General features: G+C 53.3%; 14 protein-coding genes. 3 read left to right on the top strand and 11 right to left on the bottom strand.

The features are described from left to right. Window positions 1-131: 131 nt before the first annotated feature. The 3 genes from AC27VJ_RS20610 to AC27VJ_RS20600 all read right to left on the bottom strand — a co-directional run bounded on the left by AC27VJ_RS20610 (window position 132) and on the right by AC27VJ_RS20600 (window position 1,248). Window positions 132-608 (bottom strand): VOC family protein, encoded by a 477-nt coding sequence (locus AC27VJ_RS20610; protein WP_488685579.1) that lies wholly within the window; start codon window positions 606-608, stop codon window positions 132-134. A gap of 61 nt (window positions 609-669) precedes the next feature. Then, window positions 670-819, bottom strand: coding sequence for a DUF2256 domain-containing protein (locus AC27VJ_RS20605; RefSeq protein WP_077104747.1), 150 nt, complete (start codon window positions 817-819; stop codon window positions 670-672). 54 nt (window positions 820-873) lie between these two features. Next, window positions 874-1,248: a VOC family protein gene (locus AC27VJ_RS20600; protein WP_488685578.1), complete on the bottom strand. Its 375-nt coding sequence runs from the start codon at window positions 1,246-1,248 to the stop codon at window positions 874-876. A gap of 771 nt (window positions 1,249-2,019) precedes the next feature. Here AC27VJ_RS20600 and AC27VJ_RS20595 point away from each other — a divergent pair. Continuing rightward, the gene (locus AC27VJ_RS20595) at window positions 2,020-2,733 is read left to right on the top strand and encodes a Crp/Fnr family transcriptional regulator (RefSeq protein ID WP_488685577.1); all 714 of its coding nucleotides are present in this window, start codon (window positions 2,020-2,022) and stop codon (window positions 2,731-2,733) included. Window positions 2,734-3,020: 287 nt separating this feature from the next. On the opposite strand, the gene AC27VJ_RS20590 is transcribed toward AC27VJ_RS20595, so the two are convergent. Together AC27VJ_RS20590 and AC27VJ_RS20585 are read right to left on the bottom strand one after the other, a co-directional pair. Continuing rightward, the gene (locus AC27VJ_RS20590) at window positions 3,021-3,275 is read right to left on the bottom strand and encodes a DUF6894 family protein (RefSeq protein WP_488685576.1); all 255 of its coding nucleotides are present in this window, start codon (window positions 3,273-3,275) and stop codon (window positions 3,021-3,023) included. Between the two features lie 365 nt (window positions 3,276-3,640). Next, window positions 3,641-4,405, bottom strand: a complete 765-nt coding sequence (locus AC27VJ_RS20585; RefSeq protein WP_488685575.1) for a LuxR C-terminal-related transcriptional regulator — start codon at window positions 4,403-4,405, stop codon at window positions 3,641-3,643. A 372-nt stretch (window positions 4,406-4,777) separates the two neighbouring features. Between AC27VJ_RS20585 and AC27VJ_RS20580 the strand changes: the two genes are divergently transcribed. Both AC27VJ_RS20580 and AC27VJ_RS20575 read left to right on the top strand, forming a co-directional pair. Then, window positions 4,778-6,079: a polysaccharide biosynthesis/export family protein gene (locus tag AC27VJ_RS20580; protein ID WP_488685574.1), complete on the top strand. Its 1,302-nt coding sequence runs from the start codon at window positions 4,778-4,780 to the stop codon at window positions 6,077-6,079. A 62-nt stretch (window positions 6,080-6,141) separates the two neighbouring features. Further along, complete coding sequence (locus AC27VJ_RS20575; RefSeq protein ID WP_488685573.1) at window positions 6,142-7,644, top strand: O-antigen translocase; 1,503 nt, start codon at window positions 6,142-6,144, stop codon at window positions 7,642-7,644. Between the two features lie 27 nt (window positions 7,645-7,671). On the opposite strand, the gene AC27VJ_RS20570 is transcribed toward AC27VJ_RS20575, so the two are convergent. Genes AC27VJ_RS20570 through AC27VJ_RS20545 form a run of 6 tightly spaced genes read right to left on the bottom strand, consistent with a single transcriptional unit; the run spans window position 7,672 to window position 13,185 of the window. Next, complete coding sequence (locus AC27VJ_RS20570) at window positions 7,672-8,865, bottom strand: DegT/DnrJ/EryC1/StrS family aminotransferase (protein WP_488685572.1); 1,194 nt, start codon at window positions 8,863-8,865, stop codon at window positions 7,672-7,674. Beyond that, window positions 8,862-9,839, bottom strand: coding sequence for an NAD-dependent epimerase/dehydratase family protein (locus AC27VJ_RS20565; RefSeq protein ID WP_488685571.1), 978 nt, complete (start codon window positions 9,837-9,839; stop codon window positions 8,862-8,864). The genes AC27VJ_RS20570 and AC27VJ_RS20565 overlap by 4 nt, the downstream gene beginning before the upstream one ends. Then, entirely contained in the window at window positions 9,836-10,552 is a 717-nt protein-coding gene (locus AC27VJ_RS20560; protein WP_488685570.1) for an acyltransferase, read from the bottom strand. Before AC27VJ_RS20560 ends, AC27VJ_RS20565 begins: the two co-directional genes overlap by 4 nt. Further along, window positions 10,542-11,648: a DegT/DnrJ/EryC1/StrS family aminotransferase gene (locus AC27VJ_RS20555; protein WP_488685569.1), complete on the bottom strand. Its 1,107-nt coding sequence runs from the start codon at window positions 11,646-11,648 to the stop codon at window positions 10,542-10,544. The genes AC27VJ_RS20560 and AC27VJ_RS20555 overlap by 11 nt, the downstream gene beginning before the upstream one ends. Beyond that, window positions 11,645-12,682, bottom strand: coding sequence for a Gfo/Idh/MocA family protein (locus AC27VJ_RS20550; protein ID WP_488685568.1), 1,038 nt, complete (start codon window positions 12,680-12,682; stop codon window positions 11,645-11,647). Before AC27VJ_RS20550 ends, AC27VJ_RS20555 begins: the two co-directional genes overlap by 4 nt. Continuing rightward, window positions 12,682-13,185 (bottom strand): acyltransferase, encoded by a 504-nt coding sequence (locus AC27VJ_RS20545; protein WP_488685567.1) that lies wholly within the window; start codon window positions 13,183-13,185, stop codon window positions 12,682-12,684. The genes AC27VJ_RS20550 and AC27VJ_RS20545 overlap by 1 nt, the downstream gene beginning before the upstream one ends. Window positions 13,186-13,486 lie beyond the last annotated feature (301 nt).

Raw genomic sequence — 13,486 nt, 5'->3', positions numbered from 1 at the left:
ACAGCAACGCCGACTTTTTCAACGGTATCGGCCAAATCCTGCCATGAACTTCGCAGTTTTCAGACGACCTTCGGCGCTTGGTCCATGCACCAAGACCTACAAAGGTTCAGCTTTCCCGGGCGAACGGAGCGTTAGACGACGCGAGAATGTTGAACAGGCGGCTGCATAAGCTCTATGGTGATAGCATCCGGGCCGGAGATGTACGCGACCATCGTTCCGCGTCGGGGTCCAGCCGGTATCGGCTGCGGCGAACCCTTCACCGCCCACCCCGCCCTCTCAACCCGCGCGATCGCCGTGCGGATATCCGTAACCGTGAAGGCGATGTGCGCGGCGCCGATCGCACCCGCGCTCCGAGGTGTCTCCCCCAGCATACGGCCTGTCGAATATTCGAGAAGCTCGATAGGGTAGCCATTTGGAGCTGTCACCAGCGCCATTCGGCAGCGCGGATCGTCAACCCCCGTGGCCTCCCGTAGGAACTCTCCACCCATCTCTCCCTGGCGAGCAAGGTCGAAACCCATCGCCTCAGTCCAGAACTGGATCGCCTCCTCCAACGAGGCGACCGAGAATCCCGTGTGGTCCACAGCTATCACGCCTGCATCTTCGGCCATTTCTAATCCTCACATATCGAGCAGTTACATCTGTGCCCGATCTAACGACGGCTCAATAGCCTCACGATCTTACTTTCGTCTCTCGACATCGTTGGGAGCAAAACTTCACGTTTTCCCAGGTCTTCTCCCACTTCTTTCTCCATGAGAACGGCCTGCTACAGACCGGACAGATCTTAGTAGGCAAGTCCGACTTCTCACGACGCTTCGGCATCCGTTTCTCCAGACAGTCTGCATCTATAACGAAACCTTGCCGTGCATGGCCAACTCAAGCCGACGGTAGCGTGCGCGCGGTTAGCTTGTTTCCATCCGGATCGCGGAGATAGGCGACAAATGAGCCGTTCGGACGCTCTGACGGCGGTGTCTCGATCGACTTTCCTCCGTGGCTTGTCCCGGCGTCGTGCCATGCTTTTACATGCTCCGGGCTTGGAGCGACAAGACCGATCGTTCCGCCGTTGGCAACCGTCGCTGGTTTCCCATCAATCGGCGTTGTTACCATTAGGCGGCTTCCGTCATGTATGTAGACAAGCCTCCCTCTGGCATCGATTTCACCTGGCCCGCCGCCAAGGGCAGAGAAGGTGGCGTCGTAGAAGGCTTTCGATCTCTCCAGATCATCGCTGCCAATCATTACGTGAGTAAACATCGTCCATGTCCTGTGCTTGTTGAGGGACGCAAGGCCCGAACTTAACAGCTAAAAAACGGTGCGTCTCGTAATGGCAGGTCCGAAATCCTGGAAGTCAATTTGAGCTGAGTTCGACATCGTCTAATTAGAATCGATCCTTGAAGTCCAAAAGCGTAATGATAACAGTTGTCGGCTATGCGAGATGAAGTTCACGGGAATGATCAGCGCGAGTCGAAAAAATGTCAACAATTTCAAGGCAGTACGTTCACCGGCATGACCCGTTCGTCATCGACTCGCGAACGGTGTTTGTAAGCGACCTCGCTTCCTTTACAGGGATGTACCGTCACAGCATTCGGATCCGCTTCCAATTTGTCCTATATCGGACATAATTTCTATTTCGAGCTAATTTTAAAATGCTTGCCTAGCTATCGCTTAAGCGAAGGCTCTTTTTATTAGATATTTCTAATAATATAATCTTTGCGGTAAAACACAACGAGAACGGGCCGTAAACAGCAGTTCCATAATATTATTTTCAGGAAAAAATCGTAATTATAGTTGTGCTAATCTCGCGTGATAATCTGCGTTGCTGAATATGTCGCTCCCTTCATACGAATTGAAGAACAAACATGACAGTCCGATTTCGGACATTAATTTCTACGCTCTTGCCTGCCGATCTCTACGGCGGCCATACATCTGCCACGCCAATAGCCTAGAACGACCAATCGTTCGCAACTTCATGGCGCGAACGGCTAGGAGATAATCATTGCTCTTGCCCTCACTGAGGTTAAGAGTATGAGCATTTTACAACAATCGACCGTCCACAACAGACTTCTTTCCGCATTAGATTCCGCCGATTTTGATCGACTTGCGCCACATTTGGAAAAGTTGGAACTTCCGAGACTTTATGCGCTTTCGTCACCGGGAAAATTTGCCAATTACTGCTATTTTTTCGAGCGAGGCATAGCGTCTGTAGTTGCAGAGGTGAGCGGCGGTCGAAAGGCAGAGATCGCTATTGTAGGCCGGGAAGGAATGTTTCCTACCTCGCTCATCATGCACGATCCCACTGCTCCTTACTCGAGCTTTATACAGGTTTCTGGAGACGGCTACAGGATTCAGAGCGTGCATCTTTCCCATGCAATGGAGGAAAGTTTCAATCTTCGCTCGTTCCTTTTACGATTTGCTCAAGCAATGTCTGTTCAGACGTCCTTCACGGCATTGTCTAACGCCACCGACAACATAGAGCAACGCCTCGCGCGTTGGCTTTTGATGTGCCACGATAGGTTCGACAAAGGAGAGATTAGCCTAACGCATGCTTTCATTTCAGACGTCCTGGCCGTAAGACGTCAGAGCATCACCACAGCATTACACGTGCTAGAGGGGCAACATCTGATCTCGGCGGAAAGAAATCAGATAACTATATTGAATCGTCAGGGTCTTGAGAGCTTTGCAAGCGGCACCTATGGGCCTGCTGAGAAAGAATACAGGCGTCTCGTCGGCGACCTATAAAAATCAACGCGAACGGTGCGGCAAGACAACAAATTGGTTGGAAAACGAATTTCCAAACAATGCAATAAATACACGAGATAAATTTTCGAAGTAAACGAACTCTGCAAATCGAAGCTGACGACCCTGGTTCCACGGAAAAAGAGCGTCACTGGCGACGATCCTTCACAAGTTCCGTCGCCCGACTCTAACCACAGGTCTTGATGGAGCTGTTGTATCGCTGAAACACAGCAGATGTAGATCGCGCTTACGGTCAGTCGCTATAATTCAGCTCACTCAGATGTCGCCAGTCAATATTTAGGGACAGGAAACGAGCGAATTGTTTGTTCCACTGAAATTCTTACGTTGAAAAGCACATAGCCATTTTCATCTGCAACTACCATGATCCAGCGATTGCCTAGCCAAAGACCCATCTCGGGATCGACAAGCATTTCACTGGCACCCCGCATCGCCTCCTGCTGCGCCTGTTTCACGTTATCAAATAGAAGGCCTGTATCGTCTATGGCGGCTCGGCCGTCCATGGTATGAAAAAAGTATCGTGGCATTAGACTCTGTCCTGTGGCTTAGCCGGAGGAGTTTTCTGCGATTGACAGGCGGCGTCGAGAGATGGTGTTTCGGCATGTGCAGCACTTATCGCTCGGAACCACGCAAGATGTGACTGAAAGAGGGAAAATCACCAGCTTCCAATAAGTCGATAACCGACCATGGCCCCTTTAAAGTCGATGCGCCAGCGAATTCGACCAATGTCCGCGCGAGATACTTGGAAGTTGAAATTTTGCGCGTGAATGAAGGGCAATAACCTGCTTCAACTGTCCACTGAATACCCGCATGTCGTGCAGCCAAACCCGCCACAATTCTGAACTTGTCTCGCGAAGCCTATCCGGTTCTGGAAGCTGTAAAGTATGAGTTTTCAGCTCACACGTTGTCTGGTTTCAGAAAGTGGAGGCATCAATTCCATGATCTTGAACGCGACCTCGGTTCTATTCGAGGCCCTTACTTTTTTCATGATATTACGGACATGCACTTTGACTGTGCTCTCCTGCATATCTAGTTCAAAAGCTATGATTTTGTTCGCTTTTCCACGGCGAAGAGCTTCAACGACCTCTAGTTGACGATCCGTGAAAAAATCCGACAACCGGCACGTAGACGGCTTTTCGATTGACGAGCGCATCATGGGAATGCTGCCAACTGGAACGAACATCCCGCCGGCCATAGTAAGCGATATCGCTTCCACACACACATCGAGGCTTACCGAAGACGGGATGTAACCTTTCACACCACATTCAAGTGCGTTGACGATTTGGGAAAACTCATCCGCATCGGCAAGCAGAATGATAGGCAGGTCAATCTCTGAGCATACCGACCGAATTTCGGTGGCGACAGCCGGTATAGTGAGGTTTCGGCTGCCAATACTCATCAAGATCGCATCGGGCACCGGAAACTCAGCTCGCCTGCCCTGCCAGTCCGCAATAGATGCAAAGCTAACGACGTTGATGTCCTTCTTGTGAGTGGAAATCGAATAGGACAAGCATTGTCGTGAAAGCAACCGAACATCAATAATGAGCAGTGTCCGTTGATCGTAATCTCGGTCCGTTGTCGACATCGCTCCTAGAGAATATTGATAAGAGGGATCAATAGGGATATCCCTTCCGTTCACTACTGCGTTTAAGGCCATCGTAGCGCCTTCCCTAGAAAAATTTCAAAGAGCAGATTCACAAAAAATCACTTACAAAATATTACATTTTATTAATATTTAATCAATCATTTTGATTGTGCAGCCATAAATTGGAAAGCATCCTTTAGTAGTAAGCTACTTAATCAATGAAAAAATGTGATGCTATTTGTGTATTTCACACGCTTATCATTTATAACAACCAATAAGAGTGTAGAGACTAACATCCATTTTTGTCTTTGGGTATGTCGCTCGTCTTACTATAACCTTTAATGATGATGCCAAGTACCATCTGATCCTCTTCTCATTTTCGCTCATTAAAGCAAATTGACATTTGACGTGCGGCCTCCGGAGAGCCCGCTGTTTGCCGGAGTAATGATTTTGAATAGAGCGTCACGACAGCGTGGTGGTATCCTGAAAACGATTGGCGGTTTCCTGACGTCTGCATTATTTCTGGTGTCGATTACCGGCACCGTCGTAAGAGCAGAAACTTTTCCGTTTTCGCCGCAAACGAAAATTCGCGTGACAATCGTCCAGTGGATGCCAACAAAGGGTGCTTACGAAAGATGGGACCCTATAGGAGGCGACTTTCTGATCTCCGACGCCGGAACGGTTTCACTCCCGGTGATCGGCCTTCTACAGGTCGCTGGGCTGGACAATGACGGCCTGGCAGCGCAAATCGCGGAAAAACTGAAATCGAAGATTGGCCTCGTCGAGACACCGCTGGCGACTGTAGAGATTATCGACAGGCCGCCTGTATACGTCGTTGGAGATGTAGCAAGTCCAGGAGAGTACAAATTTCGGGATGGTCTGACGGTTCTTCAGGCTCTGGCCTTGAGTGGAGGAGTTTTCAGACCCGTTGGTGCTCCGCCGACATCGCAGGACAGACTGGGATATGCCGGGCAGTTGAAGGAAATCGCAAACTCGCTTCTCAGAAGTGACGTAAGAATAGTGCGTCTTGAGGCCGAAATTTCGGGATCCAAAGATATGGTTTTCGATCCGAATTTGCAGAGCGATCCCACAGCGGCTGCCATGGTGTTTGAGCACGAAAAGATTTTGCACGTCGCCCGCATGAACGAACTCGATCGCCAGTCGAAATCCTACGCCGAACTGCGCGGATTGCTCGGTTCGGAGATACAGACCCTCGAAAAGAAAGTCATCAGCACCGACGAAGACGTTTCATCCCTTCAAATGCAGCTTGGAAAGATCAAGGGCCTTGTTGATCGGGGTATCGTGGTTCCGGCTCGCCAGTCAGATCTGGAGCGCTTGTTGCGAAGTTATTTTTCGGACCGGCTAGATCTGGATACGTCCATCATGCGGGCACGTCAGGGCATCGCGGAGACGACACGCAGCCTTGACGGACTGTATGACAAGCAGCGCACAGAAGTCGCTACCGAGTTACAGGCGGAAAAAGCGAACCAGGATCAGCTCAAACTCAAACGCGATCTCACGCAGACTCTGTTGCTCGACATTCTGTCCCAAAGCCATGCGTCGGACGAGGATGACGATAAACTGATTTTCACCGTCGTGCGCCGTGAAAATAACGAAGTCCGCGAGGATGTGGCGACGACGAACACGACCCTTCAACCGGGAGACGTTGTAAACGTCAGCAGGGGCGCTCCCAAGCCTTCCAAAAACGATGTGAGTTCGTTGATGAAGACGTCCAGCCAGAATTAGACATCTAAAATCCAGATGGCGCGGAAAAATCGCAAAAACGCCGAAGAACAGGCTTGCAAACGATGAACGAGCTTCAGCCGGAAAAGACGGGCTATGTCGAAATTCTCCGATCGACAGCGCTGATCGGCGGCTCATCTGCCATCACAATGGTTTTCGCAATCCTTAGGACTAAGGCAATGGCAGTGCTGTTGGGACCCGAGGGCATTGGATTGATCGGGATATTCAACTCGATTGCCGACATGACGCAAGCCGTCGCAGGTCTGGGTGTGCAGGCCAGTGGTGTGCGTCAGATTGCCGAGGCGGTCGGAACAGGAGATCGAGACAAGATAGCCCGTACCGCTTTTATCTTGAAGAGAACGTCAACCTTGCTGGGATTGATTGGGGCAGCGCTCCTCGCGGCGCTTTCATTTCCTATTGGTTACTTCACCTTCGGCGACCATCAACAATCGCTTAGTATCGGCTTATTATCGGCTGCGATCTTTTTCCGGCTGGCATCCGCTGGTCAGACAGCGTTGTTGCAGGGTTTGCGGAAGATATCTCTATTGGCGCAGGTCAATATCGTCACGGCCTTTTTTACTACCGCCATCACCATTCCGATGATCTTCTATTTCAATACCGGGGGAATTGTGCCGGCTCTGGTCGCTTCATCTGCTGCTATGCTGCTTTCATCATGGTGGTTCAGCCGCAGGCTGGCCGGAAACGCACCAACCATGTCATTTTCGCATTTCGGCCAGGATCTCAAGCCGCTTGTCAGGTTGGGCTTCGTGTTCATGATAAGCGGCCTGTTGACGTTGGTGAGTGCCTATGTCGTGCGCTTGATTGTCCTGCAGGCTGGTGGCGTCCTGAGTGCCGGATTGTATCAGGCTGCCTGGGCCCTCGGAAGTCTGTATTCAGGTTTCATCCTGCAAGCCATGGGAACGGATTTCTATCCTCGGCTAACGGCAATCTCGGCGGACCACAATGCGTGCAACAAGCTCGTCAACGAACAAGCCCAGGTAAGCATGCTGCTGGCCGGTCCAGGGGTGCTTGCAACTTTGACATTCGCCCCCTTGGTCATGTGGCTGTTTTACTCTCCGGAATTTCACGCTGCATCCGATCTCTTGCGATGGATCTGCATCGGAATGCTTCTTCGTATAGTGTCGTGGCCGATGGGGTATATCGTGCTGGCCAAAGGGGCGCAGGCGATCTTTTTCTGGACCGAGGTCGCTGCGACACTTGTTCACATCGGCCTCGCTTATCTACTGGTCGAATACTTCGGCATCGTCGGTGCGGCGGTTGCGTTTTGCGGCCTCTATGTCTGGCACACGCTTGCAATATTTCTGATCGTGAGAAGATTGACCGGGTTTCGTTGGTCTAGCGAAAACTGCAAGACCGGCGCCTTGTTTTTCGGACTGTCGAGTCTGATCTTCGCCGCGACGATGTGGTTGCCTTTATGGCAAGCGACGGTTCTGGGGTCTGTAACTGTCTTGGGAGGTAGCCTGCATTCCGTCAGCAGGCTGATCCGCCTACTACCGGAAGAGATGCTTCCAACAAAAATTCGCAGATGGGTTTTGAAAACCGTCTGAAGGCGCCAAAGTTTAGAATTCCAACTCTCATATCGCCATTTCCTGCAAGCGGTTTACTTCTTCTTTCAAATCGCCAAGCGACTTCGCGATAAAATCCACATGCCCAGCCTGCATCTGCGCAAACAGCGGCAGGATGATCGACCGCGTCTGGGCCGCTACGCTCAGTGCGAGACTACCAGAGACGCGCCGTATCGCAGGGTCCGAGTAGCAAGGCTCGAGATGAATGTTCATGATACCGCGACGCGTGGAAATTCCCTTATCCAGCAGTTCCTGCATCGTGTGCATCTGATCGACCCCGCCCCCTAGTTTGACGCAGTAACTTTGCCAATTGCTTCGTGCAAACACGGGTTCCTGCGGTGTTTCCAGCCAGCCCATGTCGCAAAGCAATTCGCTGTACCGAGAGGCAAGCGCGCGGCGTCCGGCAATAATCGATGGCATGCGCGACAGCTGCACCCGGCCAACTGCTGCCTGAAGGTCGGTCATACGATAATTGAAACCGATTTCGGGATAACCTTCGAAGATGACCCGATTTGCGCCATGCCGCACAGCATCCGTCACATCCATGCCGTGCTGGCGCCAAAGCCTGAATTTGCGATCGTACTCTGAGTTGGCTGTCGTTAGCATCCCACCGTCACCGGTGGTCATAACCTTGCGCGGGTGGAACGAAAAACAGGCAATGTCGCCGTGCGGCTTTCCGATCATCTGCCACTCGTCGTCCCACAATAACTCGCTACCCGTTGCGCAGGCTGCATCCTCGATGACGGGAATACCAAGGTCGCGAGCAATCGCCACGATTGCCGAAAGGTCGCATGGCATGCCCAACTGATGCACGCAGAGGATCGCTTTCGTCCTGGGTGTGACTGCCGATAGAATGAGGTCCGGATTCATGTTGAACCCATCCGCCTCGATGTCGATGAAAACCGGAACTGCACCACAGTAGCGTATCGCGTTGGCAGTTGCGATAAACGAATGGCTGACGGTGATGACTTCATCGCCAACGCCGATACCGACGGCTTTCAGTGCCAGATGGAGCGCAGTCGTACAATTGGATACCGCGCACGCATGATCGGCGCCGACGAACGCCGCAAACTCCCGTTCGAAGGCGCTGACTTCAGGACCCTGCGTGACCCACCCGGACAGAATGACCCGGCGGACAGCCTCGACCTCCTGTTCATCGAGCAGCGGTTTGGCGACGGGAATCTGCAACATCTCGGTGCTCATGCCGCAGCTTCTCCGCTGTGGGGGACCTGTGATGCTGTCCACCAGTTCACCAGATCGCGCAATCCGCTCTCAAGGCTTATCTGTGTACGGAATCCGAGTTCAAGGTCTGCTCGGCGGACATCCGCCAATCTGCGCGTCACTGCGTTGACCTTGCGCGCGGCGACATGTTGCGGCTCCAGCGAAGAGTTCATGATTGTCAGCAGCATCTGCGCCAATTGCAGAAGACTTGTTTCCGTGCCGCTGGCGACGTTGAAAACTCTGTCGGTGATCGTCGATTGTGCGGCCAGCAAGTTTGCGCGCGCAATATCGCGAATATGCACGAAATCCATGGTCTGACTGCCATCACCTTGGATGATGGGCGGCAGCCCAGCAGAAATCCGTTCCATCCAGCGGATAAGGACCTCTGTATAGGCCCCAAAAATATCCATGCGCGGGCCATAGACGTTGAAATATCGCAAGGAAATGTAATTGAGGTCGTACATTTCGGCAAAGCTGCGCAGCATGCCTTCGTTGAACGCCTTTGTAGCGCCGTAGAGGGTTCTGTTGTTGTAGGGGTGATGATCCTCGGTCGTCGGGAACTCATCCGCGAGCCCCAGGACGGACGCCGAGGAAGCCGCTATCACCTTCTTAACGCCCGCCTTCACAGACGCCTCAAGGACATTGAATGTCCCCTCCGCTAGGACTTCAAACGCAAGGCGAGGCTCTTCTGCGCATTGCGTGATGCGGATTGCCGCCTGATGGAAGACAATATCAACGCCCTCGCAACACGACGCCACCAGTGCGCGGTCGCGGATGTCACCTTCGACGATGGTAACAGGAGCGGCGGCAACGGCCTGTGCAAGATTGCTACGGCGTCCACGCACGAAATTGTCAAGTATGACGATCTCGAGAGGTTGTTCGAGGGCAACCAGGTCTGCGATATGCGATCCGACCAAGCCGGCACCGCCCGTAATCAGAACTCTCTTGTTTTTCATTGCTTCCCTGCTTTCGGCAAAGTCGGCTGATCGGCGCTTTGGCGCCACCGAATGAATTTTGCGGGAACGCCTGCAACCACGGAGAATGGTGCCACGTCCTCGGCGACAACCGCACCAGCGCCGACGATCGCCCCGTCGCCGATCGTCACGCCCGGAAGAATCGTCGCATTGGTCCCGATATCCGCCCAGGCACCGATGAGGACCGGTTTGATCTGGAGATCCGTTTCGATAATCGGAACATCCATCGGTTGGGCAGTGTGGCTCGAACCGAGAATTTTTGTACCTGGGCCAATACCGACCGATTCCTCGATACTGAGTGACCTTGCGTCTATGAATACCTGCGGCCCGATCCATACATTATTGCCGATAATGCAGGTCCCGTCGTAGCGGCCCTGGATGAAAGATTGTGCGCCGACGAAGACACCGTTGCCGATCTCGAATGTTTCGAGATGCTTGAACCCTGCACCGCTTTCAACTTTCAGACCGGCTCCGCAGCTCCGGGCCACCGCCTGCCAGATAACCTTGCGCATGACGGAATCGACGAAGCCATCGCCGCAGCAAAACCGTCCATAAAGTTCGAGCAGGCCTGCATCCCCGTATACCGCTTTCATCTCGGCGGATAATGCCAGATGGAAATCGGAATCCGCATGGGCTTTACTCAGACCGTGAACGGCCTGAACAGTTCTGACGGTGGGCAGGCTTTCAGCTGGCATAGACATCTTGCTCCATGACGGCAGCGACCTGGCCTATCTGTTCGGCTGTCATTTCTGGATAGATCGGTAAAGACAACAGCGTACGCGACGCTTCCTCGGCGAAAGGAAAGTCGCCTACTCGATGGCCTAGATCCTGGTGTGCAGCCTGTAGATGAACGGGGATCGGATAGTGAAAACCGGCCTGTATGCCCGCTTCGGTCAAGCTGCGATGAAGGTTCTCGCGATCACGGCAACGGACGGCGTAAATGTGATAGACATGACGACGTCCCGCAGCTTCTACCGGCGTTAGTGCCGTTTCAAGGCCACGCAACAACTCCGAATAACGTGCGGCGTGGGCGCGGCGAGCGTCCGTCCAGGCATCCAGATGTCGCAGCTTGACCCGAAGGACGGCACCTTGGATGGCATCCATTCGATAGTTGAAGCCTTTGACCAGATGCTCGTAACGGCGCGATTGCCCCCAATCGCGCATCATGCGCATTGCCTGCGCCTCGGCCGCATTGTTGGTGACGATCATGCCGGCTTCGCCGCAGGCACCAAGATTCTTTCCAGGATAAAAGCTGAAGCAGCCCGCCATACCTATGCTGCCGGCACGCTGGCCCTTGTATCCCGCACCATGGGCCTGACATGCATCCTCGATGACCGCGATTCCGTAAAGCTCGGCAATCTCCATGATCGGATCCATATCGGCCATCTGGCCGTAGAGATGAACCGGCATGATCGCTTTTGTTCGAGGCGTAATCGCAGCCTCCAGTTTTGCCGGATCCATGGTGAAGGTCGTCGGCTCGATATCGACAAAAACCGGTGTCGCTCCGGTGTAGCAGATTGCCGAAACGGTCGCGACGAAGGTGAAGGGAACCGTGATGACCTCGTCGCCTGGTCCGACGCCGGCCGCCAGCAGAGCCAGATGCAACGCGCTCGTGCCCGTATTGACCGCAATCGCGTGTTCGACCCTGCAATAGCTGGCGAATTCCTGTTCGAACCGGGCGACCTCTTCGCCCAGCACATATTGCGCCGACGCCAAAACTCCCAGTACTGCGGCATCGACCTCGTTTTTGATCGAGGTATATTGGGCTTTCAGATCAAGAAAGGGTATCATGCGATCAACCTTGTCTTTTCCAGTTCGATGACACGGCCTTGCTGCGCAATCGATCGCGCAGCAGCCTCAAGAATTTGGACCACGCGCAAACCGGCCTGGCCGTCGGCAGTCGGTTGAATATTGTTTTCTACACATCGAATGAATTCACGCAGCTCACTGCCCAGCGCCTCCCCCATATCGAGTTGTGGTGCGTGCATGTCGCCAATCCTGTAGCCAACCAGATGCTTGTATCCAGGCTCGTTCTCGCTGGCGGGATTGTCGCTTATGGTGATGCCTTTGTCGTAGATCTTGATCTTCTCGCTTGGCTCCAGATCGTCATAGACAATCATCTTATTGCTGCCGCCGATCAGCGTGCGTCTGATCTTGACGGGAGCAAGCCAGTTGACGTGAATGTGGGCGATCAGTTTGCTTTCAAAGAAGAGCGTGAGGTAAGCGATATTCTCGGGCTGCCCTGCAATGTGGCAAACTCCTGTGCCCGAAACGGCTATGGGCTTCTCCGGCAGGACGTAATCCATAATCGCCAGATCATGAACGGCCAGATCCCATACGACACTCACGTCATGCTGGAAAAGGCCCAGATTAACCCGGACAGAATCGTAATAGTAGATGTCGCCGAAGCCGCTGGACACGATGTCGCGCATCTTCTTCACAGCGCCGGTATGGATGAATGTATGGTCAACAGCCAGGATCAGATTACGGCGTGCTGCCTCATCCACCATCCGGCGAGCTTCCTCGCTGGACGCCGCCATCGGCTTTTCGACGAAAACGTGCTTACCCGCCATCATGGCCTTGATCGCCAGCATAAAATGCGACGACACAGGCGTTGCTATGGCAACAGCATGGACCCGCGGATCTCGAAGGATATCTTCGAAATCATCCGTGACTTCAACCGTCGGATACCGCAGTTTCACGTTGGAAAGCCGGGCTTTTTGCAAGTCACAGACATAGAGCAGTTGAAGACCCTCCAGTCCGACGATGTTGCGCACCAGATTGGGGCCCCAATAGCCGTATCCCACGACAGCGATGCCAATCATCACACGCTCCTACTCGACGATATTTGATTTTCCGCAGTGTGGCGAAAGCCGATGATCACGGCTGGGACACCGACGACTGTCGCCCCGTTGGGAACGTCGCGCGTAACGACAGCGCCAGCGCCAACACAGGCCTCTGCACCGATCGTCAAGCCGGGCAAAATGGTAGCATTGCTGCCAATCGACACCCCCCTACGCACCAAGGTCGGAACAACGGTCCAGTCGCCGTCAGAGAGTGACAGACCGTCAGACCCCACGGCTTGGGGATGCAAGTCATTGGTGAACATGACCCCGTGCCCGATAAAGACCCCGTCTTCGATGGTGACGCCTTCACAGATGAAAGAATGACTGGAAATCTTGCAATTGCGCCCGACGACCGCGTTCTTCTGGATTTCAACGAAAGTCCCGATGCGGGTTCCGTCGCCGATGCTGCAGCCATAAAGGTTCACAAGATCAGGATGATGGATCACCACGTCGTGGCCAAAGGTAACGCTTGATGCAATCATGCTTGAAGGCCCTGTGGTGCGAGGTTTAATGACGCCCCGACATCCGGGGGCTCTCGCGAACCGCACTCTGTCCCTCATCGGAGCTCAGGCGGTGGCGCAACCCAAGAAGAACGACTTTTTTCCAACAGCGTAAAGCTGACATAAATAGGCTGTTACTCGATCAAAAGGAGTATTGCCGCAGCAACCTGCTCGACCGCATACGCCCAATTACCGGGCGCTCGGGAAGTTCATCCTCTTATATCCTTCAAAGGGCGAGCTTGTGCTTATCTCGACTGACGCGCAAAGCTCTCGAAAGTGTTCG

The organism is Agrobacterium sp. 20P9.1.2, from assembly GCF_057799395.1.
The sequence above is the reverse complement of the archived record's forward strand: the minus strand, read 5'-3'. Positions and strand labels throughout refer to the sequence as shown.

Excerpts from the sequence above, each read along its gene's own strand:
- AC27VJ_RS20610 (WP_488685579.1), bottom strand. The coding sequence starts at position 608 with ATGGCCGAAGATGCAGGCGTGATAGCTGTGGACCACACGGGATTCTCG.
- AC27VJ_RS20605 (WP_077104747.1), bottom strand. The coding sequence starts at position 819 with ATGCCGAAGCGTCGTGAGAAGTCGGACTTGCCTACTAAGATCTGTCCG.
- AC27VJ_RS20600 (WP_488685578.1), bottom strand. The coding sequence starts at position 1,248 with ATGTTTACTCACGTAATGATTGGCAGCGATGATCTGGAGAGATCGAAA.
- AC27VJ_RS20595 (WP_488685577.1), top strand. The coding sequence starts at position 2,020 with ATGAGCATTTTACAACAATCGACCGTCCACAACAGACTTCTTTCCGCA.
- AC27VJ_RS20590 (WP_488685576.1), bottom strand. The coding sequence starts at position 3,275 with ATGCCACGATACTTTTTTCATACCATGGACGGCCGAGCCGCCATAGAC.
- AC27VJ_RS20585 (WP_488685575.1), bottom strand. The coding sequence starts at position 4,405 with ATGGCCTTAAACGCAGTAGTGAACGGAAGGGATATCCCTATTGATCCC.
- AC27VJ_RS20580 (WP_488685574.1), top strand. The coding sequence starts at position 4,778 with ATGATTTTGAATAGAGCGTCACGACAGCGTGGTGGTATCCTGAAAACG.
- AC27VJ_RS20575 (WP_488685573.1), top strand. The coding sequence starts at position 6,142 with ATGAACGAGCTTCAGCCGGAAAAGACGGGCTATGTCGAAATTCTCCGA.
- AC27VJ_RS20570 (WP_488685572.1), bottom strand. The coding sequence starts at position 8,865 with ATGAGCACCGAGATGTTGCAGATTCCCGTCGCCAAACCGCTGCTCGAT.
- AC27VJ_RS20565 (WP_488685571.1), bottom strand. The coding sequence starts at position 9,839 with ATGAAAAACAAGAGAGTTCTGATTACGGGCGGTGCCGGCTTGGTCGGA.
- AC27VJ_RS20560 (WP_488685570.1), bottom strand. The coding sequence starts at position 10,552 with ATGCCAGCTGAAAGCCTGCCCACCGTCAGAACTGTTCAGGCCGTTCAC.
- AC27VJ_RS20555 (WP_488685569.1), bottom strand. The coding sequence starts at position 11,648 with ATGATACCCTTTCTTGATCTGAAAGCCCAATATACCTCGATCAAAAAC.
- AC27VJ_RS20550 (WP_488685568.1), bottom strand. The coding sequence starts at position 12,682 with ATGATTGGCATCGCTGTCGTGGGATACGGCTATTGGGGCCCCAATCTG.
- AC27VJ_RS20545 (WP_488685567.1), bottom strand. The coding sequence starts at position 13,185 with ATGATTGCATCAAGCGTTACCTTTGGCCACGACGTGGTGATCCATCAT.